Raw genomic sequence first — 24,207 nt, forward strand, 5'->3', positions numbered from 1 at the left:
GCCGGGGGACCATGTGAACATGACGGTGGAGCTGATCTATCCGGTGGCGATGGAGGCGGGTGTGCGCTTTGCCATTCGCGAGGGTGGCCGCACCGTCGGCGCGGGCGTCTGCACCGAGGTGCTCGAATAAGCGGCAGAGCCAGAGGCTCACTCGATCAGAGGCAAAGGCCAGGCCAAAAAGGAGGCAAGAGACAATGGCTACCGGAGCGAAACAGCGCATTCGCATTCGCTTGAAGGCCTACGACCATCGCATTCTGGATCAGTCGGCGATGCAGATCGTCGACACAGCGCAGCAGACCGGAGCGCGCGTCTCTGGACCTGTACCGCTGCCCACAGAGATCCAGAAATTCACCGTGATCCGTTCGCCCTTTATTGATAAAGACTCGCGTGAGCAGTTTGAGATTCGCACTCACAAACGCCTGATCGACATCGTCGACCCGACCAACAAGACGGTCGAAGCGCTCACGCGGTTGAATCTGCCCGCAGGTGTCGACATCGAGATCAAGCTGTAGGCGGATAGGCCGGACAGCATCTTCGCTTCTGGCCGTCAGCCTGCCAGGAGAGCGCAAGCGAACGGGACAGAACGGCAGCACCGCCAGCGGTCGCGCGGGTCGCTCAGTCCCGTTCACTCTCCTTAATAAGAGGAGAGAGGATCTTGCAGCAGGTTAGGCTGGCTGATGTGGGTCAGAGCGAGGAGCCTTCGTCTGGTTCCATCCCTCCCTACAGAGGAGAGTAGGTAGAGAGTATGCTCAATGGATTGTTGGGCAGGAAAGTGGGCATGACGCAGGTGTTCGGGCCGGATGGCAATGCCATCCCCGTAACCGTCATTGAAGCAGGCCCGTGCATCGTTACCCAGATCAAGACCACTGCCCGTGATGGCTACGAAGCAGTCCAGATTGGCTTTGAGCCGATCCCCGTCAAGCGTACGACGCGCCCGCTACTGGGGCACCTTGGTCACCGGCTGCCGCTCTTAAGGGCCCAGCGCCGCCGTCTGCAGCAGTATCAGCAGGAGCAGCGCGCCAAAGCCCGCGACCAGGAAGAAGGGGCCAAGAGCGGGAGCGCGGCGCAGACGTCCGAAGAAAAGAAGCCAGACAAGCAGATTCAGAAGCTCCTGACCTTGCAGGAGAACCGCCAGCGCCGTCCGGGACCGGAGCTGGGACCTTTTCGCGTCCTGCGCGAGGTCAAACTTGAGGAAGGGGCTTCGCCCGACAAAGTAGAGCTGGGCGCTCGTTTTGACGTCAGCCTCTTTAAGGTCGGTGAATTCGTGGATGTGATCGGCACCTCCAAAGGAAAGGGGTTCCAGGGCGGCGTCAAGCGCCACGGCTTTGCTGGCGGCCCCAAGACGCATGGACAGTCGGATCGTCATCGTGCACCCGGCTCCATTGGCTCCGGTACCACCCCCGGGCGCGTGCTCAAGGGCCTGCGCATGGCCGGCCACATGGGCAATGCGCGCGTCACAGTCAAACGGCTACGAGTCATTCAGGCCGACCCGGAGCGCAATCTGCTGGTAGTCAAAGGTTCGGTGCCCGGTGCGAATGGCGGCCTGCTCATGATTAGGAAGCATAAGAGGTAGGTAACGGCGATGCCCTCGACAACAGTTTATAACATGGCCGGCGAGGCCGTGGGAGAGCTTGAGCTAAACGAGCAGGTCTTCGGAATCACGCCCCATATCCCGGTGCTCCACCAGGTGGTCACTGCCCAGCTGGTCAACCGCCGCCAGGGCACCGTCTCCACCAAGCGCCGTGGCGAGGTCTCGGGAGGAAACAAGAAGCCGTACCAGCAGAAAAGAACCGGTCGGGCGCGCCAGGGAAGCATTCGCGCGCCCCACTTCCGCCACGGTGGCGTGGTCTTTGGGCCGCGGCCTCGCATCTATCATCACGACGTGCCACGCAAGATGCGGCGCCTGGCGATTCGCTCGGTGCTCTCGGATAAAGTGGCTAACAATCGCCTGATTGTCGTGGACCGGCTCCAGCTGGAGCGGCCCCGCACCAAGGATATGCTAGAGGTGCTCAGCAAGCTGCCTGTCGGCGACAGCAAGCGCGTGCTGCTGATGCTGCCGCAGCGCGATGAGAACGTCTTGCTCTCGGCGCGCAATATTCCAGGCACCAAGGTTGAGCATGTCTGTGCCATCAATGTCGTAGAGCTGCTGAAGCACGACAGTGTCATCATGCCGGTGCCGGCTGTGCGCTGGCTGGAATACGTCTTCGGTGAAGGACTGAGCGCCGAGGAGGCCAGCCAACGAATCACCGAAGCCGAGGGCGAGGTCGAGGCCCAGGCGGAGGCTGCGGCGCAGGAGGAGCTTCAGAGCGAGGCCAGTGCCGACGCTGAGGCCGCCGGCGACAGCGAGGAGGGGTAGGCCGTGGAGATCACCGAGGTTCTGCGACACGGAATCATCACGGAAAAATCGGTCAAGCTCCAGGAACAGCACAACCAGTATACCTTTAAGGTGGCGCCAGAGGCCACGAAGATCGACGTGCGCCGCGCCGTCGAGCAGCTCTTCAATGTGAAGGTGCTCAAGGTCAACATCATCAACGTGCCCGGCAAGAAGCGCGTCCTGCGCCGGCAGGGAGCCCCGCCGCGCATCATCCACGGGCAGCGCTGGAAGAAGGCCATCGTGACCATCCAGCCGGGTCAGACCATTGAGGCGTTGAAGGCATAAGGGGAAAAACAATGCCAGTAAAGCAGTATAAGCCAACGACACCTGGGCGGCGCGGCATGACGGTTTCGACCTTCGAAGAGATCACGAAGACGGAGCCAGAGAAGTCGCTGATCAAGCCGCTCAAGAAGCATGCCGGTCGCAACAACCAGGGCCGGATCACCACTCGCCATCGAGGCGGAGGTGCGAAGCGCGCCTATCGGATCATCGACTTCAAGCGCAACAAGCTGGGCGTGCCGGCTAAAGTGGCCGCTATCGAGTACGATCCTAATCGCTCAGCTCGCATAGCTCTCCTGCACTACGTCGATGGTGAGAAGCGCTACATTATTGCGCCGCTTGGGCTGAAGGTCGGCGACCACGTGATGGCGGGGCCGGATGCCGACATCAAGCCCGGCAATGCCCTGCCGCTCAAGAACATTCCGGTTGGCACCACCATTCATAACATTGAGCTGGTGCCCGGGCGCGGGGGCCAACTGGTGCGCAGTGCTGGTGTGGGGGCGCAGCTGATGGCTAAGGAGGGTGAGTACGCTCTCATTCGCCTGCCTTCGGGCGAGCTGCGCTACGTGCACAGCCGCTGCATGGCCACCGTTGGTCAGGTCGGCAATCCCGACCATGAGAACATCACCATCGGCAAGGCGGGCCGTTCCCGCCACATGGGCCGACGGCCTGCGGTGCGCGGCGCGGCCATGAACCCCTGTGACCATCCGCACGGCGGTGGCGAAGGACGCGCACCGCGCGGCGGCCAGCCGCAGACACCCTGGGGCAAGCCCGCCCTCGGTGTCAAAACGCGGCGCAACAAGCGGACCGATCGCTTCATTGTCCGTCGGCGCAACGCTGGTCGACGCTAGCGAGTGAGCCGGCCAGACAGGCACAGGTAGGAGGAGGAGAAAGAAAGCATGTCGCGCTCGCGTAAGAAGGGACCATACATTCACGAATCACTGAGGAAGAAGGTCCTGGCGATGCGGCGCAGCGGTGAGCGCCGCCTGATCAAGACCTGGTCGCGCGCCTCAACCATCTTCCCCGAGATGGTTGGCTTGACCATCGGCGTGCACAATGGCAAAACCCATGTGCCGATCTATATCACCGAAAACATGGTAGGCCATAAGCTGGGAGAATTCGCTCCCACGCGGCACTTCCGCGGTCACTCGGGAGGAAAGAGCGAGCGGACCACCTCGGTTCGCTAGCCTGCTCTCTCCTCCCTCCCCTGGCGGAAGGCCAGCGGAGCCGTCTTTGATGGAGTAGGAGATGCAAGTCAGGGCTATTGCGAGAAACATAGGCATTTCGCCGCGTAAGTTGCGCCTGGTCACCGATGCGGTCAAGGGACTGCGCGTCAGCGAGGCGCTGCCGGTTCTTGATTTCCTGCCCAACGCCGGGGCCAGGCCGGTCAAGAAGGTGATCCAGTCGGCGGTAGCGAACGCAGAGAACAACTACAATCTCGATCCCGACCAGCTCTACATTCTTAACATTGTGACAGACGAAGGGCCGCGTCAGAGGCGCTTCAAGGCCCGCTCGCACGGACGATTGTCGCGCATCATCCGCCGCTCCAGTCATGTCACAGTCATCGTTTCGGATGATCGAGCCGACCTGGGACGCTAACGAATTGAGCGAGCGAAGTGCAGTGAAGGAGGAGCACGTCAGTGGGACAGAAGGTTCATCCCACAGGGTTCAGGCTCGGCATTATCAAAACCTGGCTTTCTCGCTGGTATGCTGAGCGTGACTACAAAGACCTGCTCGCGGAGGATATGCTGATCCGCGAGACGATCAATCGCGAGCTGGCCAACGCGGCGGTCTCGCGCATTGAGATCGAGCGTGCGGCGGCGACGCAGGTATCGGTGACTATTCATACCGCCAGGCCGGGCATCGTGATCGGTAAGAATGGCGAGAAAGTGGACCGGCTGCGCAATCTGCTGGAGTCGAAGATCCATAAGCGAGTGCGCCTCAACATTGTGGAGATTCGTCAGCCGGAGCTGGATGCCTACCTGGTTGGTCGCACGATCGCTGAGCAGCTTGAGAAGCGTGTCTCGTTCCGGCGCGCCATGAAGCAGGCTGTGCAGAAGGCCATGCGCGCCAATGCCAAAGGGATCAAGGTCATTGTGAGCGGGCGCCTCGGAGGTGCGGAGATCGCACGGAGCGAGAAAGAGGTTGAGGGGAAGGTTCCCCTGCATACCTTGCGCGCCGATATCGACTATGGACAGACAGAGGCCCACACGACCTATGGTGTGATTGGGGTCAAGGTCTGGATCTACAAGGGGGACGTGCTCCCCGGCAAAGGCCCGGGTCCCGAGGGACAGGAGGCTGCCCCGCAGCCAGCGCTCTTGCCGCGTGAGGTCGGCGTGGGCGAGCGGCGCATGCCCGAGCGCCGGGAGCGGCCTGAGCGCCGGGAGCGACCCGAGCAGCGTGGCCCGCGTCCGCGGCCTGAGCACGCTCAGGGACGTCCTGGACGTGAGCGCGGCCAGGCTCAGGGTGGTCAGCAAGGCCAGGCTCAGGGTGAGCGTGAGCGAGGTCAGCGTCCGCCACGTGGCGAGCGCGAGGGCCAGCAGGGGCAGGGGCGCCAGGGTCGTCCGCAGCGTCCGCCTCGTCCTCCTCGGGCTGATCAGAGTCAGCGCGGTGGCGAGCAGGGACGCCAGGCCCAGCAGTCCGAGTCGCAGCCGTCGGCTCAGCACCAGCAGCACCAGCAAAGACAGCAGCAGCATCAGCAACATCAGCAGCACCAGCAACAACAGCAGCAGTCTGTCCAGGGCCCGGCACCGACACCAACGGCCCCTTCTGAGCAGGCAGCCCCACCGACTGCGGCTGAGCAGCCACGGGGTGGCGAGCAGTCTTCTGCGGGCGGTGCTGAGGAGTAAGCAGGCTGGATCAGGGCACGCGGTGGACAGGTAGGCCAGCGTCTCCGAGCGCTCTCGCCAGCGAGCGAACGAGCCAGGTCCAGCGGAGAGTAAGCTGGCATAGCTAGCGACAGACGAGGAGAGCAGACCATCAGCCCCGACCGGCCCGGACCGTAGCAGCAGGCAGACCAAGAGGCGGGGCTACCTGTGGCAAAGAGGAGAAAAGGCAGCCATGTTACTGGCACCGAGACGTCCAAAGTATCGCAAACAGCATCGCGGTCGCCTTAAGGGGACCGCTCATCGCGGCAATACGATCGCCTTCGGCGATTATGGCTTGCAGGCCCTGGAACCCTGCTGGCTGGAAGCGCGCCAGATCGAGGCCGCTCGTATTGCCATTACGCGCTTCATGAAGCGTGGCGGCAAGGTCTGGATTCGTGTCTTTCCCGATAAGCCCGTGACCGCGAAGCCAGCGGAGACGCGCATGGGCAAGGGGAAAGGCGCCCTCGACCACTGGGTAGCGGTGGTCAAGCCCGGACATATGATCTTCGAGATCAGTGGTGTGAGCGAGGAGGTCGCCAGGGAAGCCGCACGCCTGGCAAGCCATAAATTGCCAATCGCCACACGCTTTGTAGTCAAGGGGGAGGCGGAGCGTGCCGAAGCTTAAGGAGCGTCGCCAGCAGATTCGCGAGATGTCGCTGCCAGAAGCCCAGCGCGAGCTGAAAGAACTGCGTACCAAGCTCTTCAATCTGCGCCTGCAGAAGCAGCGCGGGGAGGTTAAAAACACGCGCATCTTCGCTCAGACTCGTAAAGATATCGCTCGCCTGCTTCACCATATCTCAGAGCTGGAGGCTGAGCAATGACCCAGAGAACGACCGAGCAGAATGCGGCCACGCTCAGCTCAACCGGAGGGCGCCCGCTACGCCGGCGCCCGCAGAAGGTGGGGCTGGTGATCAGCAACAAGATGGATAAGACCATCGTCGTTGCTGTAGAGCGGCTCAAGATGCATCCGCTCTACAAGAAAACCTATCGTCAGACAAAACATTTCTATGCGCATGATGAGAACAACATCTGTCAGATTGGGGATATCGTGCGCATCGAGGAATGCCGCCCGCTGAGCAAGCTCAAGCGTTGGCGCCTGATCGAGGTGATCAAGCGCGGCAGTGGTGTTGTCCCGGTTGAGCAGGTGCTGGGCCAGGAGATCACCAGTGAGTTGGAGCGGGTCCAGCAGGGTGCTGGCCAGGTGGTGCTGGGCGGGCAGCGTGAGCAGCAAGCAGAGGAGGGAGCCGAATGATCCAGCCCCAGACTCGTCTCAAGGTTGCCGACAACACGGGCGCCAAGGAGATCATGTGTATTCGTGTCCTTGGCACCTCAAACAAGAAGTATGCCACGGTAGGTGACGTCATCAAGGCCAGCGTCAAAAGTGCCGCTCCCAACGGTCAGGTCAAAAAAGGCGAGGTGGTCACCGCGGTAGTGGTGCGCGTCGCCAAGGAGTACGCGCGTCCGGACGGCTCCCACATTCGTTTTGACGATAATGCCGCCGTTCTGATTGGCGCTGGCAACAACCCCCGAGGAACACGTATCTTTGGTCCGGTGGCCCGCGAGCTGCGCGAGAAAAACTATGTTCGTATCCTCTCGCTCGCGCCAGAAGTGCTCTGAGGGAAGGTGAGGAAAGAAGGTAGAGACGATGGCTGTCAAGACAAAAGCGAAGGAAGAGAAGCGGCCTCTGCACCGGGCCAAAATGAACATCAAGAAGGGCGACACAGTGCTGGTCATCGCGGGCAAGGATCGAGGCAAGCAGGGGACAGTGGTCAAGGCGCTGCCGCAGCTCAACAAGGTCATCGTCGAGGGAGTCAACCTTGTGAAGCGGCACCAGAAGCCGCAGGGGCAGCTGCGTCAGGGAGGCATTATTGAGAAAGCCCTGCCCATCCATGTCTCTAACACCATGCTGATCTGCACAGAGTGCGGTCAGCCAACGCGCGTGGCCCACGAGCGTCGTCCGATGGGAGCTGATCAAAAGCTCCGCCCGGTGCGTATCTGCAAGAAATGTGGCAAGGTCATTGCTGATCGGACGAGGAGTGCGTAGAGATTATGGCAGCACGCTTGAAGGAGAAGTATCTCAAGGAGGTGGTACCGGCCCTGCAGAAGGAGTTCAATTACAGGAATCCGATGCAGGTGCCGCGCATCCACAAGGTGGTCATTAATATTGGGATGGGCGAGGCCATTCAGAACGCCAAGGCCATGGAGGCGGCGGTGAACGATCTCTCGCTCATTACCGGTCAGCGCCCGGTCATTACCCATGCGCGGCGCTCGGTGGCCTCGTTCAAGGTGCGCAAGGGCATGCAGATCGGCTGCATGGTGACGCTGCGGGGCGAGCGCATGTATTACTTTCTTGATAAGCTCATGAATGTCGCTCTGCCGCGTCTGCGCGATTTCCAGGGGGTCTCTCCGGATTCCTTCGACGGGCGTGGCAACTATACGCTAGGCTTGCGTGAGCAGCTCGTCTTCCCCGAGATTGACTATGACAAGATCGATAAGGTCCGGGGTATGGAGGTCAGTATTGTGACCACGGCGCGCAGCGATGAAGAAGGGCGGCGTCTGCTCAGCCTGCTCGGGATGCCCTTCAGGAGGTAGGATCGATGGCCAAGATCTCGATGATCGTCAAGGCTCAGCGCAAGCCCCGTTTTAAGGTGCGCCAGCACAACCGCTGTCGGGTCTGCGGTCGCCCGCGTGCCTACATGCGCAAGTTTGGCCTGTGCCGCATCTGTTTCCGCGAGCGGGCCTTGCGTGGTGAGCTGCCCGGTGTGACGAAATCAAGCTGGTAGGTTCAGCAATCGCCCAGGTCGGCAGCGTGAAAGAGCGAGCGCGCATGTGCGTACGGGCTGGCTGCGACGGGGCGGGCCGCTGGGCTTCCTGGCTCCAGCAAGCAAGATGCCTGCCCGAGACTGCTGGGCTAGACGGTCGAACGAACGAATGAATGAACTGGGTGAGAGTGTCAGTGACCGACGAACGCTCGTTCTTTCATGATCGTGGAGGTGTTGTACTATGAACATGACCGATCCCATCGCGGATATGCTCACCCGCATCCGCAATGCGATCATCGCGCGGCACACGCGGGTCTCGATTCCGGCCTCCAAGATGAAGTTGGCCATTGCGCGTGTGCTCAAGGAAGAGGGCTACATCAAAGATATCGAAGTGATCAAGGATAATCCCCAGGGGACGATTCGCATCACCTTGCGCTATGTCGATAAGAAGCCGGTGCTGACCCAGCTGGAGCGTGTGAGTAAGCCCGGGCGGCGTGTCTATACCAAGCGCAAGGATATTCCCCTGGTGCGGGGTGGGCTGGGGGTTGCCATTCTGTCCACTCCCAAGGGCGTGATGACGGGACGCAAAGCCTATCAGCTCGGTCTTGGGGGCGAGGTTATCTGTCACGTCTGGTAGACGGGAGGTAGACACGTGTCGCGTATAGGGCGTATGCCGATCCCGATCCCGCCGAAGGTCGAGGTCAGCTGGAACGAGGACAATCTGGTGACTGTCAAGGGCCCAAAGGGCGAGCTGTCCCTCAAGATCCCCTCGTCTCTCTCGCTGACCCTGGAGAATGGCACGCTCAAGGTGGCGCGCCAGTCCGATAATAAGCTGCATCGCTCTCAGCATGGCCTTTACCGCACGCTGATCAATAACATGGTGGTCGGCGTGACTCAGGGCTACAGCAAGCAGCTAGAGATTCACGGTACTGGCTACCGTGCCACCAAGGTGGGCGATAACCTGGTGATCATGGTGGGCTATTCCCACCCGGTTGAGGTGCCTCCGCCGCCAGGCATCTCCTTCACGGTCGACGGGGTTGACCCTGTGACCAAGGCCACCAAGGTCAGTGTGGTCGGGATCGATAAGCAGAAGGTGGGCGAAATGGCGGCCATCATTCGCCGCATTCGCGAGCCGGAGCCTTACAAGGGCAAAGGCATCCGCTACGCTGGTGAGGAGATCCGGCGCAAGGCCGGTAAGGCCGGCAAGACAGGCAAGGCCGGCGGCGGTAAGAAGAAGTAACGGCCATCTGCTGGCAAACCAGTTGAGTTGGTCTTACCCCTGGCTGGCCTGTAGACGGGCCAGCTCACTGGGGCCGATCGATCGATCGATCGATCACTGGCACAAGCGAGCAAGTAAGCACATCTGCGATGAGGAGGGACGTAGTGCCGATCACGTCCCTTGCAGCGTCGGTTCATCTTTCTTTATTACTCTTATATAGAAGAACAGGGGCACGTTCTTATGATCAAGACGTTCAATGCGAACAAGGCGCGGCTGCGTCGGCACCAGCGGATACGTCGCCGAGTCAAGGGCACAGCGGAACGACCACGTTTGAATGTGTTCCGCAGCGCTCGTCATATCTATGCTCAGATTATCGACGATACCCTGGGTCAGACACTTGTCTCGGCCTCCTCGTTGGAGGCAGCTCTGCGCAATTTCCAGCCGGCGCCGCCCCCTGAGTCGGCGGCCCCCCAAGCGGAAGCCGCTCCAGAGGAGGAGGTAGTCGTCGAAAGCGCGGCGGAGGCCGTCCCTTCACGCCGGGCGGCCCGAGCTGCAGCGCGGACCCAGGCCCAGAGCCAGCAGGCCCGGGGCGGTAAAGGTAGTCAGCAGCAACGGGGCCGTCCGCCGACGCAGGTCAAGACTGTTCTACCCAGCGCTCAAAAAGGCGAGAAGAAAACGCCCGTCGAGGCGTTGGCTGCTATTGCCTACAATCGCAAAGTCGCTATTGCGCGTGAGGTTGGCAGGTTGCTCGCGCAGCGCGCGAAAGAGAAGGGGATCGAGAAGGTCGTCTTTGACCGTGGGGGCTATGCCTATCACGGACGCGTAGCCGCCCTTGCCGAAGGGGCGCGTGAAGGCGGCCTACAGTTCTAGGTCAGGTTGGTAGGCACGAGCACGAGGAGAAACATGCCGAGAATAGATGCGTCGAAGCTGAACCTGGAAGAGATCGTGGTCGAAGTCACCCGCGTCTCCAAGGTCGTTAAGGGCGGGCGCCGCTTCAGCATCCGGGCGCTCGTGGTAGTTGGGGACCGCAATGGCCACGTTGGCTATGGCATGGGGAAGGCCGCCGAGTATACCGAAGCGATTCGCAAGGCCGCTGAGGATGCCAAAAAGCATCTGATTCATGTGCCATTGACAGGCACGACCATCCCCTTCATGGTCAAGACGACCTTTGGAGCCTCGCAGGTGATGCTCAAACCCGCCGCGCCCGGTACCGGGGTCATCGCTGGGGCGGCGGTGCGCGCCGTGGTGGAGCTGGCTGGTATTCGTGATATCCTGACGAAGGTCATTGGCAGCTCCAACCGCGCCAATACCGTCGGCGCCTGCATTGAGGCCCTCAAGGAGCTGCGCTCGCCCGAGGAAGTGGCGGCCCTGCGCGGTAAGACAGTGGTCGAGCTGCTGGGACGGCGCCGTGCTGAGCGCCTGGCGGCAGCGGCGGCAAGCGCTGCCGAGCAGGCGGCGGCCCTCCGCGCTGCCCGCGAGGAGGAGGCGCGTGAGCAGCGCGCTCTGCGCCGTGCCGCCCGCGAACGCGCCGAGCGCGCGGAACGTCGTGGGGAGCGCCGTCGCTAGACAGACCCCACTCGCTTGCTCTCGCTCGCTCGCTTCTGCTCAGCCTCGTCGTTCGGCGTGGCGCGGCTCAGTCCGACTCAGCTTGACTCGACGACGCTGCAGCTTGTGGCCCTAGAGGGAGACGGAGGTGGGGGACAGCAGAGCGAGGCTGAGCAGAGCAAGATGGGCGCCTGAGTTTGAGGAGAGAGACTGTTATGGCAAAGCTGCGCATTAAGTGGGTGAAGAGTACGATTGGCTACGCGCAGGATCAGCGGGAGACTATCCGCTCGCTCGGACTGCGCAAGCTCCAGCAGGAAGTGGTGCGCGAGGATACGCCCACGACTCGCGGTATGATTCAGAAGGTGAGACACCTGGTCAAGGTGGAGGAGATAGCATAATGAAACTGTCTGATCTGCGACCAGCTCCTGGTTCGCACAAGCGGTCAAGACGAGTTGGGCGAGGACATGGCTCGGGACGTGGTAAGACGGCCGGTCGCGGTACCAAGGGTCAGAAGGCACGCACCGGAGGAAAGGTCAGCCAGGCCTTTGGAGGAGGTCAGACGCCGCTGTCGCAGCGCCTGCCGTTCCTGCGAGGCATAGGCAATAGCAACGCTCCTTTCCGGAAGGAATACGCCATTGTGAATGTCGAGAGCCTGGAGCGCTTCTTTGAACCCGGGGCCCAGGTTACACCAGAAACCCTGGCCGAGAAGCACCTGCTCTCGTCTACTGAGAGCCGCGGCCTGGTCAAGATCCTGGGCGATGGCGAGCTGCATCGCCCGCTGACAGTCCGGGCCCACAAGTTTTCAGAAAGCGCGCGGGCCAAGATCGAGGCCGCCGGTGGCAGTATCGAAGTGATCCCGGTCAGAGTCTACGAGAAGACGAAGCGCCGTAAAGATCAAGGGAAGCTGGCTCAGGGGGCGCAGGCCCAGGCTTAAGCCTGGTGCCTGCCTGAGCCGGTCTTTCCTGTCTTCCACCCAGGCGGGTCAACCAGATCGCAGATCGCTGGTCGGCCAGCCTGGTCTAACGCGGTGAGCAGCAGCCGGCCAGGCGGTGTATCTCTGCTGATGAGTATGATGAGGGCAAGAAAGAGCCAATGATCAGCGCGGCCAGGGCTACTGGTGGCCGGGAAGGGAAGGACCCCAGGTCCTGGGCCAGGGCCAGGAAGCTGCTTATCCGCGTGACGCTTATTGTGAAAGGAGCCATCCATGTTAGGACGGCTGCTCAGTGTCTGGTCTATTCCTGACCTGCGCAAGAAAATTATCTTTACGCTGATCATCCTGCTGCTCATGCGGGTACTGGCGCACATCACAGTCCCCTTGACCCACCAGCAGGAACAAACGCTGGCCAGCCTCTTCACGAGCGGTCAAAATCAGAATCTGGGCCAGTTACTCGGCCTTCTGGACATCTTTTCAGGGGGATCGCTCCAGACCTACTCGATCATCGCCATGAGCGTCTACCCCTACGTCACGGCGACCATCGTGATGCAGCTGCTCTCGCCGATCATTCCGGCGCTCCATCGCCTCATGGAAGAGGGCGAGGCCGGACGGCTCAAGTTCAGCCAGATTACGCGCATCATCACGGTCCCTCTGGCCTTTCTCCAGGCGCTGGGTAGCGCGGCCATCTTTGTGAGGGTGGGGGTCCTCGATGCCAGCACCTTCAACCTCTTTGGCCCCAACTGGCTGCAGACGCTGGCTATTCTCCTCTCGCTGACCACGGGGACGATGATCCTGGTCTGGTTCGGCGAGCTGATCACGGAGTATGGCGTCGGCAATGGCATCTCGATCATCATCCTGGGGAACATTGTGACCCGCCTGCCCACTCTGGTGCAGCAGGGCTACCTCTCCAGCACGACGACGGGCGGCACGAGCAGCAGCATTCTCAACCTGGTCGCACTCGGGCTGATCACCGTGATCACCATTGCCGGCATCGTCTATATCTACCTGGGACAGCGACGTATTCCGATTCAGTATCCTACCAAGCGCATCGTCGGACGAGGGATGCTGGTCGGCTCGGCGCAGACCACCTATATTCCCATGATGGTCAATAGCGCCGGCATGATCCCGCTGATCTTCGCCAACTCGGTCTTGCTCTTCCCGACCGTGATCTCCCAGTACCTGGCCAGCAGCAATGCCAGCTGGCTCACGACGGCGGCGAGCTGGCTCAGCAGTACCGTGCTCAATACAACGCTGCCCTGGTACTGGCTGTTCTACTTTGTGCTGGTAGTCGGGTTCACCTACTTCTACGCCGATCTGGTCTGGGAACAGCAGAATATTGCCGAGAATCTGCAAAAGCAGGGGGCTCACATTCCTGGCTATCGCCCGGGCGAGCAGACACGTGTCTACTTGAAAACGCTGCTGAGACGGGTGACGCTCGGCGGCGCGCTCTTCCTGGGCGTTCTGGCGGTTCTGCCCTATCTGGCCAGAACCCAGATGCTCAGCTCGACCGCCCTGCTGGTCGTCGTGGCGGTGGCGTTGGATACTATCAGACAGCTTGAAGCACAAGTTGTCATGCGCAATTACTCGGGTTTCCTGTCGTAGGTCGGCGAGGCGCGATGGTGCGCCTCGTCCGCTTCCATCGGAGGAGAAACGGTGCTGATCATTCTCATTGGCGCTCAAGGGTCGGGCAAAGGGACCCAGGCGGAAGCGCTCTCTCAGGAACTTGGGATTCCGCACGTTGCCAGCGGAGATCTGTTTCGTAAGGAAGTCGCTGAAGGCACTGAGCTGGGCCTGAAAGCCAAAGACTATCTGGATCGTGGTGAGCTGGTCCCTGACGAGCTGACGATCGCGATGATCCTGGGTCGACTGGCCCGTCCCGATTGTGCCAGGGGGGCCTTGCTGGATGGCTTCCCGCGAACCATTCCCCAGGCGGAGGCTCTGGATAAAGGGCTGCAAGCCGTGCAGAGGCAGGTCGATCTGGCCGTTTATCTGGAGGTACCACGTGAGGAATTAGTGCGGCGGCTGTCGGGTCGCTATATCTGTCGCGCCTGCCAGCATGTCTACAACATCTATAGCAAGCCACCTAAGGTTCCGGGTGTCTGCGATATCGATGGAAGCGAACTCTACCAGCGCTCCGACGATGTCGGCGAGGCGGTCGAACGGCGGCTGGATATCTTCTTTAAGGAGACAATCCGCCTGCTCGACTACTACGCGACCCAGGGGAAGCTGGTAAAGGTCAATGGCAATCAGAGCATCGACGAGGTTCATCAAGAGTTGCTCTCGACTATCAAAGGCTATGAACAAGGTCAGCATGGGTCGGCCTGATCCGTCGCCTCGTCGCCTGCCCATTGCGGGCGAGCCTGGAGGGCTGGCGGTGCGGGCTTTGACTCTGGCTCGCCCCAGCCCGGCCACCCATGAGGAGAGTTGATTGTGGCGATTATCATAAAATCAAAGGAAGAGCGCGAGCGGATTCGGGAGACGGGCCGGATTGTCGCCGCGGTTCTGGCCGAGCTACGCAGCGCCGTTCGTCCCGGTATCACTACTGGCGACCTGGACCGCCTGGCGGCGGAGGCGCTTCAGCGCTATGGGGCAAAGTCAAGCTCGCTTGGCTACCACGGCTATCCAGGTCACCTGTGTACGTCGGTCAACGATGAGGTGGTGCATGGAATCCCGGGTAAGCGCGTGCTCCAGGAAGGCGATATTATCAGCCTCGACCTTGCCGCTAACTATCAGGGCTGGCATGCCGATGCCGCTATCACCATCGGCGTGGGCGAGATTAGCCCCGAACTGAAACGCCTGCTCAAAGTGACCGAGGATGCCCTCTATCGCGGGATTGCCGCGGCTCGGGCCGGCAATCGCCTGCTGGATATCAGCCGCGCTATTCAGCAGTTCGTGGAGAGCGCCGGCTTCTCGCTGGTGCGTCAGTGGGGCGGCCACGGCGTTGGGCGCAGTATGCATGAAGATCCCCAGGTGCTGAACTACGTCGAACCTGGGCTGCCCAATCCGGCTCTGCGGCCCGGGATGGTGCTGGCGATCGAGCCAATGGTCAATATGGGCGGGAAGGAGACACGTGTCCTCCCCGATCGCTGGACCGTGGTTACGGCTGATCATAGCTACTCTGCACATTTCGAGCATACCGTTGCCATCACGGAAGGCGATGCCGAGATCCTGACTCTCTGAGAGAGTGACAAGGAGCAAACAGATACAACGAGACCAACAGGGCTGGTTCGTTCCGTTGTACCACAATGAGCAGGCGGGCAACCAAACGGACGAGCAGGCGGATGACCAACAGCCAGGTGCTACTGCGAGGTGACGACTGGCTAACCCAGCTGGGGGACAAGAGATCCAGTTCTGGTAGAAAGAGGGTCTGCCCCTCGACTTTCCCGAAGGTTTGTGCTATAATTCGCAGTTGGTCGCAGCAGTCTTCCCTGCTGCTTTTTGCCACTCTGGAAAAGCACACAAGTCGTAGGGACAAACGACCTTCTCATAGAGAGCGAACTCGCCTTGTTTCCTCATATGTGGCGTAGTGCAGAAGTGGGTGACCTGTCTATCTGCCTCCCTGCCTGGCTGGGCAGGTCCGTGGAGAGGTCCACAGCAAGGCAGGTCGGCCCGGCCCGGCAGCTTCGTATGAGGAATCCTTATCCGCCGGTCAGCCAACGAGCTAGCCACCGCCAGCAGGAAGCGAGGGAGAGGAGAGGAAGACGGCGGCAGAGTAGAGTGGGTCAAAGAGAGAGGCGGAGGTGGGTGGGGTGAGTGAAGTGGATCGTTTGCGCGCAACCTGCTGTTGGAACGCTTCGATGAGCCACTGCAACAGGTGACGACGAAAGGGTGCTATGCCGAAAAAGGATGAGATCGAGGTGGAGGGCGAGGTGACCGAAGCCCTCCCAAATGCGATGTTCAGGGTCAAGGTCGATGAGAACCATGAGGTTCTGGCCACGCTGTCGGGACGCATCCGCATGAATTTCGTGCGCATCGTCCCCGGCGACCGGGTGAAAGTGGTGCTCTCGCCCTATGACCTGACACGGGGCCGCATCACCTGGCGCGTCAAGCCCTGACCGAAGCGGCTCCCTGGATCGCCGCAGCCGCAGAGGCAGCTAAGACAGAACCGGCCTGGTTGTTGCGCCGCTTCCTACTATGGCAAGGCGAGCGAGCTGTTCAGCATCAGCAGAGAGCAGACAGAGAGCAGATAGCAATGGGCCGGAGCCTGCTATAGCGTGGCTCGGCCTGGCCTACAGCACGTTGGCCCCGGCGCCTCGCTCCCATGTCACAGCTCGGATTCGTCTGTGCAGCTTCTGCATCGTCAGGGATAGCTCCCGCGCTCCCCTGCCCCTTGCCCCACACGCAGCGGAGGGCAGGGTGAAGCCAGACTGGCGACTGCCCGTCTATGCTCAATCTGAGCAAGCGGGCGGCTTCAGCGCCAGGCCCAGCGGGGTGGGCGAGGGCAGGAGCGGGTCGGGAGAGAGCCAGCGCCTGCGTCGCGTCGGCACTCGCCCTTTCGTCTTCGACTGCCTGCTCCAGTCAGGTGGTCTGACTCTGCGCTGCTGCGGCCTCGTTTCTCTCGCTTGGCTCGACATGACCGGATGTTGCAGACAAGCGCTTCGGCGCAACACGAACGCGACAACCTTTGACAATGGCAAAGTGAAGAGCAGAAACGAAGGAAGGAGGGAGCCGTGAAGGTACGCGCCTCGGTGAAACCACGCTGCGAGCACTGCAAGGTCATTCGCCGCAATCGCGTGGTGATCGTGATTTGTACCAAGAACCCGAAGCATAAGCAGCGTCAGGGCTAGAGCGTACTCGGGGAAGGGCTGCGCCGTAGCGGTAATGGTAGCTGACAGGCATTGGGCGGCCTGGCTGCCGGATCAGGCTGGGCAGGCGATGAACAGCAGCTGGCTGTTGCCCGCTTGCCCATCAGCGATCGCCGCTCTGGGCCTGTGTTGTCTTATCTTTGTTCATTTGTCCGTGTCGCCTCTCGCGACAGGCCCGCTGACGAGACGGGAAGCCGCTCCTTCCCCGGCGAACCTGCTGATCAACGAGCGAGCGCGCGCGGCGAGGTCTGGGAGAGGATGGAACAAGCACTACCAGTATCCTCTGTCAGTAGTGGTCACGCACGGGACGGAGAACTGGGCTTGTCAAGCGTCTTGATCACCAGATCCCGGAAGCGATCGCGCGGATTCCCTATCAGTCAAAAGCGACGGTGTGAGCAGAAAAGCTCAGGCGAGGAGAAGAAAGACGGGGCAGAGGCCAGGCCCAAGGCCCCGGCCTGTCTGATCTGGAGGAGAAGATGGCTAGAATTGCCGGAGTCGATATCCCACGCGAGAAACCGGTCGAGATCTCGCTGCGCTATATCTATGGGATTGGCCCTACGACCAGCCGGCAGATCCTGGAGAAGACCCATGTCAATCCCTCCAAGCGAGTCAAGGATCTGACCGAGGACGAGGTCAACCGTATTCGCGAGGTCATTGACCGCGAATACAAGGTCGAGGGCGATCTGCGGCGCGAGGTCGAGCAGAATATCAAGCGCCTGATTGAGATCGGCTGCTATCGCGGCCTGCGCCATCGCCGCAATCTGCCGGTGCGTGGCCAGCGAACACGAACGAATGCGCGTACTCGCCGCGGACCGCGGAAGACGGTGGCCGGTAAGAAGAAGGCTACAGCCAAGAAGTAAGCATGGCTGCCTCAGATGCGGTTCCCTCTCTTCCTGGCCGAGTGCTCTGCTCTGGTGGTCGTCGGCTCCAGCCCTCACGGTGGCGCTGGCCAGCCGGCGGGCAGAGCGCGGGCGAGGAGAATGGCTGGGTGAGCTGCTCGCGGTCTTTTGCGTACGCTGAACCGGTAAGCCGGTGAGTATTCCTGAAAAGCTTGAACAATAGGATAGAGCTGCAGGTAATTCCTGACAAGCAGACCGTCTCATCGGAGGTAGAGAGAAAGAGAACATGGCCGAGAAAAAGAAGCAGGCGGGTAAGCCGCGCAAGCGTGAACGGAAATCGGTGCCGCGTGGCCAGGCGCACATTCAAGCGACCTTTAATAATACGATTGTCACCGTGACCGACCCGAATGGGAATGTCGTGGCTTGGAGCAGTGCCGGTTCACAAGGCTTCAAGGGATCGCGCAAGAGCACTCCCTACGCGGCCCAGGTCGCGGCAGAGGCTGCGGCTCGGAAAGCGATGGAGCATGGCATGCGCCAGGTCGAGGTCTATGTTAAGGGGCCAGGCTCTGGTCGCGAGGCGGCGATCCGCTCGCTGCAGGCTGCCGGTCTCAACGTCGTTTCGATCACTGATGTCACGCCGATTCCGCACAATGGCTGCCGCCCGCCGAAGAGGCGTCGTGTGTAGGGGCGCTGTGCGATTGGACGTGTGAGGAGGATGAGCTAAAGATGGCACGCTATACAGGCCCTGTTTGCAAGCTGTGCAGACGTGAGGGGGTCAAACTGTTTCTAAAGGGCGAGAAGTGCCTGACGAATTGTACCCTGGAGCGGCGCAACACCCGGCCCGGTCAACATGGAGGCAGCCGCCAGCGCAAGCTTTCGGGCTATGGAGCGCAGCTGCGCGAGAAGCAGAAGATTCGCCGCACCTACGGCGTGCTGGAGCGCCAGTTCCGCCGTCACTATAATGAGGCGCTGCGCCGTCCGGGCCGCACGGGTGAGAATCTGCTCCAGATTCTGGAGATGCGTCTGGACAATCTGGTCTATCGCCTGGGCTTTGCCGATTCGCGGGCACAGGCGCGTCAGCTGGTCTCGCATGGCCACTTTGAAGTCAATGGCCGCAAGACGGATATCCCCTCGTTTGTGGCTAAGCCCGGGGATGTGATCACTGTGCGTGAGCGCAGTAAGAGCCTGGAGTACTTTAAGACGCGCGCGCTCCAGCTTTCGCAGAAGGCTGTGCCAGGCTGGCTCAGTCTGGACATCGCGAACATGAGCGGGCGCGTGCTCTCGCTGCCGTCGCGCACCGATCTCGAACTGCCTTTTGAAGAGCAAATGGTGGTTGAGTATTATCAGGTTCGTTAGCCAGAAGAAGCAAAGCAAAGCTGTTGTAGGCGGTGGTAGTACAAGAAAGGCAGGTTAGAACCTTGCAAGACATCACTCTGCCTTCGCGCATCAGGAATACGAAAACCCAGGGCAATTACGGGTGCTTCGACATCGAGCCGCTGGAGGCGGGGTACGGCGTCACGGTAGGCAACGCCCTGCGGCGCGTGCTCCTGTCGTCGTTGCCGGGCGCGGCGGTGACGTCGATTCGCATCGAGGGGGTGCAGCACGAGTTTCAGGATATCCCCAACGTCATGGAGGACGTGACGGATATCGTGCTCAACATCAAGAAGCTGCGGTTGCGCTGCTTCTCGGACCACCCGGTGACGATGCACCTGAACGTCTCCGGTGAGCGCGTGGTGACGGCGGCGGACATCACGGCGCCAAGCACGGTGGAGATCGTCAACCCTGATCTCTACATTGCGACGCTGGATAACGAGAATGCGCGCCTCGATATGGAGATGGTTGTCGAGACCGGGCGCGGCTATGTCCCCGCCGATTCGAAGGAGGACCAGCCGATTGGGGTCATCCCGGTCGATGCCATCTACTCCCCAGTCGAGAAGGTGAACTTCACCGTGGAGCATACGCGCGTCGGCCAGATGACCAACTATGAAAAGGTGGTTCTGGAAATCTGGACCGATGGCACGATTACGCCCGAGGAGGCTCTGCGGCAGGGGGCCGATATCCTGGTGCGTCTCTTCTCGCAGCTCGCCAACTATCATACGACCCTGACGACCGAGCAGGAGAAACCGCCGCTAAGCAGTCTGCCGATTCCTCAGAAGATCTACGATACGCCCATCGAGGAGCTTGATCTCTCGGTGCGCGCTTATAACTGCTTGAAGCGCAGCAATATTACGAAGGTCGGCCAGATCCTCTCGATGAATGAGGAAGATCTGCTGGGCGTGCGCAACTTTGGCGAGAAGAGCTTGCAGGAGTTGCGCGATCGCTTGATTGCGCGCAACTTCCTCCCGACGAATCTGCGCGCCAGCACGGTCGGGGCCGAGATGAACGGCGATCACGAAAGGGAGGGCTAGTTAAGTTGAGGCATCGTGTTGCCGGTAACAAGCTGGGAATGCCGGAGCACCGCCGTCGTGCTGTCCGCCGCAGCCTGATGGCTGGTTTGCTCCGCTACGATCGGATCAATACCACCCTGGCCCGCGCCCGCGCGATTCGCGGCGAGGTGGAGCGGCTGATCGCGACCGCCGTCGAGGGCCGCGCCGCGGCTCAGCGCCATCTGGCGCAGGTGGTTCCCGATGAGGAGAAGGCGGCCAAGCTGCTGGCCTTTGCGCGTCGTGGCCGCTTCTCGCTCCATGATGAGGTGGCGACGAATGAGGAGCGCGCGGCTATGGGCATGCCCCCGCTGACGGAGCAGGGCCGTAAGTTCTTGGAGAATAAGCTGAAGGAGCGCCGTGCGGAGCTCCTGCGCATTATTCCCAAGGAAGATGAGGCGGAGCGGGCTTTGCGCGCCGCTTATGAGGCACTGGTGATTGAGCTGCGTGCCCGCCGCTATGTGCTGAGCCATCTGCCCGATGAGCTGGTGGTGCGCCGCCTCTTCGATGAGCTGGTGCCCCGTTATATGGGCCGTCCCGGTGGCTATACGCGCATTACGAAACTGGGGCGGCGCAAGGGCGATGCCGCCGAGGTCGCTCAGATCGCCCTGGTCTGAGGTCTGCGCGAGGAGAGGAAGAGGAGACGGACGCCTCTGCTTTTCCCTCGGGCTTGGCAGCTCTGGCGCTCCCTCGACCCCTCAGCGGGGGCATGACTGGTCACCAGCCTCGGCTACTGGATGGATGAACGAGCCAGGAGAGCCGGAGGCAGGCTATATATCTCGCTCAACTCGCGTGAGGTAGCTCACACTCTGCAAGGGGTTGCCTGCGGTTAGGCGATGAGGCGCTAGACGGATAGGGATAGGCGGATAGACGAGATCGCATGAATATTGCCTGTGGCATTGAGTACGATGGCACGGACTATCATGGCTTCCAGCGCCAGCCGGCGGCTCATGGTCCTACGATCCAGGGGGTGCTGGAGACCGCTATCGCGCGCATTGCTGGTGAGCGGGTTGTGGTGCACGGTGCCGGGCGCACCGATGCGGGCGTTCACGCCTCGGGTCAGGTGATCAACTTCCACACGACGGCGCGACTTGCTCCCGAGACCTGGGTGCGGGCCTTGAATGCTACCTTGCCATCGACGATAGTTGTGCGCTGGGCGCGTGAGGTGCCAGAGCGCTTCCATGCTCGTTTCAGCGCTATCAGTCGCTCTTATCGTTATACGATTTGGAATGATGCGATTCCAACGGCGCTCCTGGCTCGCTTCACGTACCATCGCTCTCAGCCACTGGCGGTCGATCTCATGGCTGAGGCTTGCAGGTGTCTGCTGGGAACGAAGGATTTCGGGGCCTTTGGGCATAGTCCCGAGGATACCTCTCATCCTGATGAGGCTGGCCCGCACCACTGTGTCCGTACGATGCTGGTGGCCTCCTGCGTCCGCCACGGCGCCTGTATCTTTTGTGACTTTACGGCCAATGCCTTTCTGACGGGCATGGTGCGCCGTATTGTGGGTACACTTCTGCTGGTCGGTCAGCGGCGGCTCAGCGTGGAGGAGTTCGCGGCTATTGTCCAGCGTGCTGACCGTTCTCATCCAGGGGTAGCGGTGCCGGCGCGTGGGCTGTGCCTGGTAGGGGTCTCCTACCCCAAGGAACTCGGCCTGCCAGAAGCGTCGGTGACTACGACCACACTGGCCTCTGCTGTTTGGCCCGCACTGGCTGGCGTTGGAGCTGAGCCAGTCTCTGATGAAGGCCCGCCAGCCTGATAAACAGGCCCGGCTCACCTGTTCCTCACTGGACTGGGCGGCAAGCGTGGAGCGCGAAGATGGATGGCTGAGGAGGAAGCACCTTGCCCCGGTGCTCCGCGCTGTGAAGCTGTGTGAGTAAGTGAGCAAGCAAGATTGCGTTTTGGGAGATGTGTCCTATGAGAAAGACTTATAGCGCCAGGGCTGCTGACCTGCGCCCGAAATGGTATGTGATTGATGCCGAGGGGCAGGTGCTGGGCCGGCTGGCGTCGCAGATCGCAACCATTCTCCGCGGCAAGCATAAACCGACGTTTACTCCACATATGCCCTGCGGCGATTATGTGATCGTGGTCAATGCCGATAAGATCGCCGTAACGCGCGGGCGCCTCGATAAAAAGGTCTACTTCCGCCATACCCAATACCCGGGCGGCGTGAAGCTGCAGACGCTCCGCCAGGTGCTGGAGGGTCCTCACCCTGAGCGCGCCTTGATTCATGCGGTGCGCGGTATGGTAATGCACAATAGCCTGGGCAACCAGTTGATGCGGCGGCTGAAGGTCTATGCTGGCCCAACCCATCCGCATCAGGCTCAAAAGCCTGTTCCCTGGCGTGGGCCACAGGCGCTGCTGGACGAGTATCTCTCGGAGCAGTCGTCGGCCTCTGGCGAAAAGTAAGTGAGGAGCTATCGCTTCTTCTCGTTGCTACTTGCTGACCTTACCGGTCGAGATGAGACAAGGAAGGGAGAGGAGTACGGACCTTGGCTGAAAGTACCAAACTGGAGCTGCCTAAAGGGGAGTACTACTACGGGATGGGACGACGCAAGACGTCTGTGGCACGCGTGCGTCTCTATCCCAATGGGAGCGGCAGAATTATTGTCAATGGGCGTGAGTTTCAGAACTACTTTGGCAACCGCGAATCGGTTGTAGCAACCGCCCTGGCGCCGCTCCGCCTGCTGGACCTGACCAGCGCTTATGATATCTCAGTGCGTGTGCTTGGTGGTGGACTGAGTGGCCAGGCTGGCGCTGTTCGCCATGCTCTGGCGCGGGCTTTGCTGCGCGTCAATCCCGACTGGAAGCATACCTTGCGTAAGGCTGGTTTCTTGACACGCGATCCACGCGTGAAGGAGCGCAAGAAGCCAGGTCTAAAGCGCGCACGCAAGGCGCCACAGTACACCAAGCGTTAAGCCTGGCTCTGCTGGCTCCATTCCTGCTATTGGCTTCGCCTGCTTCTTCCATCTGCTTTTCTTGGGAGGACAGATGGATGGACGAGTGAATGACCACAAGGCGAGGTCGGGAGGAGGCCAGCGAGCACGCAGTTGCTGACCCGGCCCGCCTGCTGGCGGACGACGGGTGCAGAGGCAACACAGATAAAAAAACAGGCGTGGGGAAGATGACTGCCCCGCACCTGTTTTTTTATGCGCCTGAGCCAGGTCTGCTGCCAGGTGGGTTGGTCACTGATCCCAGTAGAAGAGAGAGGGCCCTAGCTGGCGCTGGCGGGGACGCTGCTGTAAACAGGTGTGCACCAGCGCGCCCGATACTCTGGGCGCTTGCCGCGCACGACCTCGAAGTAGAGGTCCTGAAGCGCCTTGCTGATGGGGCCAATCTGGCCGTTGCCGACAGAGCGGTGATCTACCTCTACCACGGGGGCTATCTGGGCTCCTGTGCCGCAGAGGAAGATCTCTTCGGCGTTGTACAGCTCGGTGCGATCGATGCTGCGCTCGCGGGTAATGCGTCCTAGCTCGCGACGGGCCAGCTCCATTACAGTGTCGCGGGTGATCCCGAGCAGGATGTTTTCGGTGGGGGCCGGTGTGACCAGTTCGCCGTTGAGCACCAAAAAGATGTTTTCGGCGCTGCCTTCGGAGACGTGGCCCTCGTGGGTGAGCATGATGGCCTCATCATAGCCATTCTGCAGGGCCTCGCTTTTGGCCAGCGCTGAGTTGACATAGGCGCCGCAAACTTTGGCACGCGCGGGAATGGCGTTGTCATCGATCCGCCTCCAGCTTGAGACGCAGCAGCGCAGACCAGTAGTGGCCACGTAGTCCCCGAACGGTTCCGTAGTGATCAGGAAGCTGTCGCTGATGCCATGCAGACGCACGCCGATCGTTTGATCGTTCTTGTAGGCGACGGGCCGGATGTAGATGTCCTGACGCTGGTTGTTGCGCCGTACCAGCTCGACCGTGATCTCTAGCAGTTGCTCAACAGTGTAGGGCAGACTGATTTGCAGCGTTTTGCAAGAGCGTAGCAGGCGCTCGTAGTGCTCGCGGGCCCGGAAGAGATAGAGCTGCTGATCCTGTTCATTCCAGTAGCCGCGGATACCCTCGAAACAGCCAGTGCCATAGGCAAAGCCGTGTGTACGTACGGAGATCACCCCACGCTCGACGGGGATGAACTCACCGTTCATGAAGAGTTCCTGGGCTTCCATCGCT

33 protein-coding genes and 4 pseudogenes are annotated in these 24,207 nt (G+C 61.0%); 36 read left to right on the plus strand and 1 reads right to left on the minus strand.

The annotated features are described in order from the left end of the window. The 36 genes and pseudogenes from KTAU_RS19895 to rpsI form a co-directional block, all read left to right on the plus strand. A partial coding sequence (locus KTAU_RS19895; RefSeq protein WP_503827349.1) for an EF-Tu C-terminal domain-related protein occupies positions 1-130 on the plus strand: 130 nt, incomplete at its 5' end. A gap of 64 nt (positions 131-194) precedes the next feature. Next, the gene (rpsJ, locus tag KTAU_RS19900) at positions 195-512 is read left to right on the plus strand and encodes a 30S ribosomal protein S10 (RefSeq protein ID WP_052890671.1); all 318 of its coding nucleotides are present in this window, start codon (positions 195-197) and stop codon (positions 510-512) included. Between the two features lie 266 nt (positions 513-778). Then, a complete protein-coding gene (gene rplC, locus KTAU_RS19910; protein WP_265576362.1) occupies positions 779-1,573 on the plus strand; it encodes a 50S ribosomal protein L3 in 795 nt (264 codons plus the stop codon). A 9-nt stretch (positions 1,574-1,582) separates the two neighbouring features. Then, positions 1,583-2,356 carry a 50S ribosomal protein L4 gene (rplD, locus tag KTAU_RS19915; protein ID WP_151730021.1) on the plus strand — a complete coding sequence of 258 codons (774 nt, stop codon included), beginning with the start codon at positions 1,583-1,585 and terminating at the stop codon, positions 2,354-2,356. Positions 2,357-2,359: 3 nt separating this feature from the next. Further along, on the plus strand, positions 2,360-2,659 hold the full coding sequence (gene rplW / locus KTAU_RS19920) for a 50S ribosomal protein L23 (RefSeq protein ID WP_151730022.1): 300 nt from the start codon (positions 2,360-2,362) through the stop codon (positions 2,657-2,659). Between the two features lie 11 nt (positions 2,660-2,670). Then, positions 2,671-3,504 carry a 50S ribosomal protein L2 gene (gene rplB / locus KTAU_RS19925; RefSeq protein ID WP_151730023.1) on the plus strand — a complete coding sequence of 278 codons (834 nt, stop codon included), beginning with the start codon at positions 2,671-2,673 and terminating at the stop codon, positions 3,502-3,504. A 48-nt stretch (positions 3,505-3,552) separates the two neighbouring features. Then, positions 3,553-3,840: a 30S ribosomal protein S19 gene (gene rpsS, locus KTAU_RS19930; protein WP_052890667.1), complete on the plus strand. Its 288-nt coding sequence runs from the start codon at positions 3,553-3,555 to the stop codon at positions 3,838-3,840. Positions 3,841-3,901: 61 nt separating this feature from the next. After that, the gene (rplV, locus tag KTAU_RS19935) at positions 3,902-4,252 is read left to right on the plus strand and encodes a 50S ribosomal protein L22 (RefSeq protein WP_151730024.1); all 351 of its coding nucleotides are present in this window, start codon (positions 3,902-3,904) and stop codon (positions 4,250-4,252) included. 41 nt (positions 4,253-4,293) lie between these two features. Further along, positions 4,294-4,989, plus strand: a pseudogene (gene rpsC, locus KTAU_RS22095) (30S ribosomal protein S3); the annotation flags it as partial. Between the two features lie 724 nt (positions 4,990-5,713). Beyond that, entirely contained in the window at positions 5,714-6,145 is a 432-nt protein-coding gene (gene rplP / locus KTAU_RS19945) for a 50S ribosomal protein L16 (protein WP_069805725.1), read from the plus strand. Further along, positions 6,132-6,341: a 50S ribosomal protein L29 gene (gene rpmC / locus KTAU_RS19950; RefSeq protein ID WP_146747251.1), complete on the plus strand. Its 210-nt coding sequence runs from the start codon at positions 6,132-6,134 to the stop codon at positions 6,339-6,341. The genes rplP and rpmC overlap by 14 nt, the downstream gene beginning before the upstream one ends. Before the next feature lie 101 nt (positions 6,342-6,442). Further along, positions 6,443-6,772, plus strand: coding sequence for a 30S ribosomal protein S17 (gene rpsQ, locus KTAU_RS22480; protein ID WP_371875128.1), 330 nt, complete (start codon positions 6,443-6,445; stop codon positions 6,770-6,772). Beyond that, on the plus strand, positions 6,769-7,137 hold the full coding sequence (gene rplN, locus KTAU_RS19960; RefSeq protein ID WP_052890664.1) for a 50S ribosomal protein L14: 369 nt from the start codon (positions 6,769-6,771) through the stop codon (positions 7,135-7,137). Before rpsQ ends, rplN begins: the two co-directional genes overlap by 4 nt. A gap of 28 nt (positions 7,138-7,165) precedes the next feature. Beyond that, a complete protein-coding gene (rplX, locus tag KTAU_RS19965) occupies positions 7,166-7,564 on the plus strand; it encodes a 50S ribosomal protein L24 (protein ID WP_228026559.1) in 399 nt (132 codons plus the stop codon). 5 nt (positions 7,565-7,569) lie between these two features. Further along, the gene (gene rplE / locus KTAU_RS19970; protein ID WP_112431561.1) at positions 7,570-8,112 is read left to right on the plus strand and encodes a 50S ribosomal protein L5; all 543 of its coding nucleotides are present in this window, start codon (positions 7,570-7,572) and stop codon (positions 8,110-8,112) included. A gap of 5 nt (positions 8,113-8,117) precedes the next feature. Next, complete coding sequence (locus tag KTAU_RS19975; protein WP_112431563.1) at positions 8,118-8,303, plus strand: type Z 30S ribosomal protein S14; 186 nt, start codon at positions 8,118-8,120, stop codon at positions 8,301-8,303. Positions 8,304-8,523: 220 nt separating this feature from the next. Beyond that, entirely contained in the window at positions 8,524-8,919 is a 396-nt protein-coding gene (gene rpsH, locus KTAU_RS19980) for a 30S ribosomal protein S8 (RefSeq protein WP_151730027.1), read from the plus strand. A 15-nt stretch (positions 8,920-8,934) separates the two neighbouring features. Beyond that, positions 8,935-9,522 (plus strand): 50S ribosomal protein L6, encoded by a 588-nt coding sequence (gene rplF / locus KTAU_RS19985; RefSeq protein ID WP_112431567.1) that lies wholly within the window; start codon positions 8,935-8,937, stop codon positions 9,520-9,522. Between the two features lie 219 nt (positions 9,523-9,741). Next, positions 9,742-9,933: pseudogene (locus KTAU_RS19990) on the plus strand (50S ribosomal protein L18); the annotation flags it as partial. Positions 9,934-10,215: 282 nt separating this feature from the next. Continuing rightward, positions 10,216-10,371: pseudogene (locus KTAU_RS19995) on the plus strand (50S ribosomal protein L18); the annotation flags it as partial. A gap of 33 nt (positions 10,372-10,404) precedes the next feature. Next, positions 10,405-10,902, plus strand: a pseudogene (rpsE, locus tag KTAU_RS20000) (30S ribosomal protein S5); the annotation flags it as partial. Positions 10,903-11,261: 359 nt separating this feature from the next. After that, complete coding sequence (rpmD, locus tag KTAU_RS20005; protein ID WP_112431570.1) at positions 11,262-11,444, plus strand: 50S ribosomal protein L30; 183 nt, start codon at positions 11,262-11,264, stop codon at positions 11,442-11,444. Further along, entirely contained in the window at positions 11,444-11,980 is a 537-nt protein-coding gene (gene rplO, locus KTAU_RS20010; protein WP_151730028.1) for a 50S ribosomal protein L15, read from the plus strand. Before rpmD ends, rplO begins: the two co-directional genes overlap by 1 nt. A 270-nt stretch (positions 11,981-12,250) precedes the next feature. After that, a complete protein-coding gene (secY, locus tag KTAU_RS20015; RefSeq protein WP_151730029.1) occupies positions 12,251-13,582 on the plus strand; it encodes a preprotein translocase subunit SecY in 1,332 nt (443 codons plus the stop codon). A 51-nt stretch (positions 13,583-13,633) separates the two neighbouring features. Continuing rightward, entirely contained in the window at positions 13,634-14,305 is a 672-nt protein-coding gene (locus KTAU_RS20020) for an adenylate kinase (protein ID WP_151730030.1), read from the plus strand. Positions 14,306-14,410: 105 nt separating this feature from the next. Next, the gene (gene map / locus KTAU_RS20025) at positions 14,411-15,160 is read left to right on the plus strand and encodes a type I methionyl aminopeptidase (RefSeq protein ID WP_112434281.1); all 750 of its coding nucleotides are present in this window, start codon (positions 14,411-14,413) and stop codon (positions 15,158-15,160) included. Positions 15,161-15,813: 653 nt separating this feature from the next. After that, positions 15,814-16,035 carry a translation initiation factor IF-1 gene (gene infA, locus KTAU_RS20030; RefSeq protein ID WP_112431578.1) on the plus strand — a complete coding sequence of 74 codons (222 nt, stop codon included), beginning with the start codon at positions 15,814-15,816 and terminating at the stop codon, positions 16,033-16,035. A gap of 615 nt (positions 16,036-16,650) precedes the next feature. Next, on the plus strand, positions 16,651-16,767 hold the full coding sequence (gene rpmJ, locus KTAU_RS20035) for a 50S ribosomal protein L36 (RefSeq protein WP_112431582.1): 117 nt from the start codon (positions 16,651-16,653) through the stop codon (positions 16,765-16,767). Between the two features lie 494 nt (positions 16,768-17,261). Then, the gene (rpsM, locus tag KTAU_RS20040) at positions 17,262-17,645 is read left to right on the plus strand and encodes a 30S ribosomal protein S13 (RefSeq protein ID WP_112431586.1); all 384 of its coding nucleotides are present in this window, start codon (positions 17,262-17,264) and stop codon (positions 17,643-17,645) included. Positions 17,646-17,910: 265 nt separating this feature from the next. Beyond that, complete coding sequence (gene rpsK / locus KTAU_RS20045) at positions 17,911-18,309, plus strand: 30S ribosomal protein S11 (RefSeq protein WP_151730031.1); 399 nt, start codon at positions 17,911-17,913, stop codon at positions 18,307-18,309. A gap of 41 nt (positions 18,310-18,350) precedes the next feature. Beyond that, positions 18,351-18,980: a 30S ribosomal protein S4 gene (rpsD, locus tag KTAU_RS20050; RefSeq protein ID WP_112431590.1), complete on the plus strand. Its 630-nt coding sequence runs from the start codon at positions 18,351-18,353 to the stop codon at positions 18,978-18,980. A 62-nt stretch (positions 18,981-19,042) separates the two neighbouring features. Continuing rightward, a complete protein-coding gene (locus tag KTAU_RS20055) occupies positions 19,043-20,032 on the plus strand; it encodes a DNA-directed RNA polymerase subunit alpha (protein WP_112431592.1) in 990 nt (329 codons plus the stop codon). Between the two features lie 5 nt (positions 20,033-20,037). Continuing rightward, positions 20,038-20,664 (plus strand): bL17 family ribosomal protein, encoded by a 627-nt coding sequence (locus KTAU_RS20060; protein ID WP_174844081.1) that lies wholly within the window; start codon positions 20,038-20,040, stop codon positions 20,662-20,664. A gap of 263 nt (positions 20,665-20,927) precedes the next feature. Then, positions 20,928-21,806, plus strand: a complete 879-nt coding sequence (truA, locus tag KTAU_RS20065) for a tRNA pseudouridine(38-40) synthase TruA (protein WP_151730032.1) — start codon at positions 20,928-20,930, stop codon at positions 21,804-21,806. 158 nt (positions 21,807-21,964) lie between these two features. Continuing rightward, positions 21,965-22,456, plus strand: coding sequence for a 50S ribosomal protein L13 (rplM, locus tag KTAU_RS20070; protein ID WP_151730033.1), 492 nt, complete (start codon positions 21,965-21,967; stop codon positions 22,454-22,456). A gap of 134 nt (positions 22,457-22,590) precedes the next feature. Next, positions 22,591-22,965 carry a 30S ribosomal protein S9 gene (gene rpsI, locus KTAU_RS20075; RefSeq protein WP_151730129.1) on the plus strand — a complete coding sequence of 125 codons (375 nt, stop codon included), beginning with the start codon at positions 22,591-22,593 and terminating at the stop codon, positions 22,963-22,965. A 296-nt stretch (positions 22,966-23,261) separates the two neighbouring features. On the opposite strand, the gene KTAU_RS20080 is transcribed toward rpsI, so the two are convergent. Beyond that, entirely contained in the window at positions 23,262-24,203 is a 942-nt protein-coding gene (locus KTAU_RS20080; RefSeq protein WP_151730034.1) for a branched-chain amino acid transaminase, read from the minus strand. Between the last annotated feature and the right edge of the window lie 4 nt (positions 24,204-24,207).

This window comes from Thermogemmatispora aurantia, assembly GCF_008974285.1.
In the GTDB taxonomy this organism is placed as follows: Bacteria; Chloroflexota; Ktedonobacteria; order Ktedonobacterales; family Ktedonobacteraceae; genus Thermogemmatispora; species Thermogemmatispora aurantia.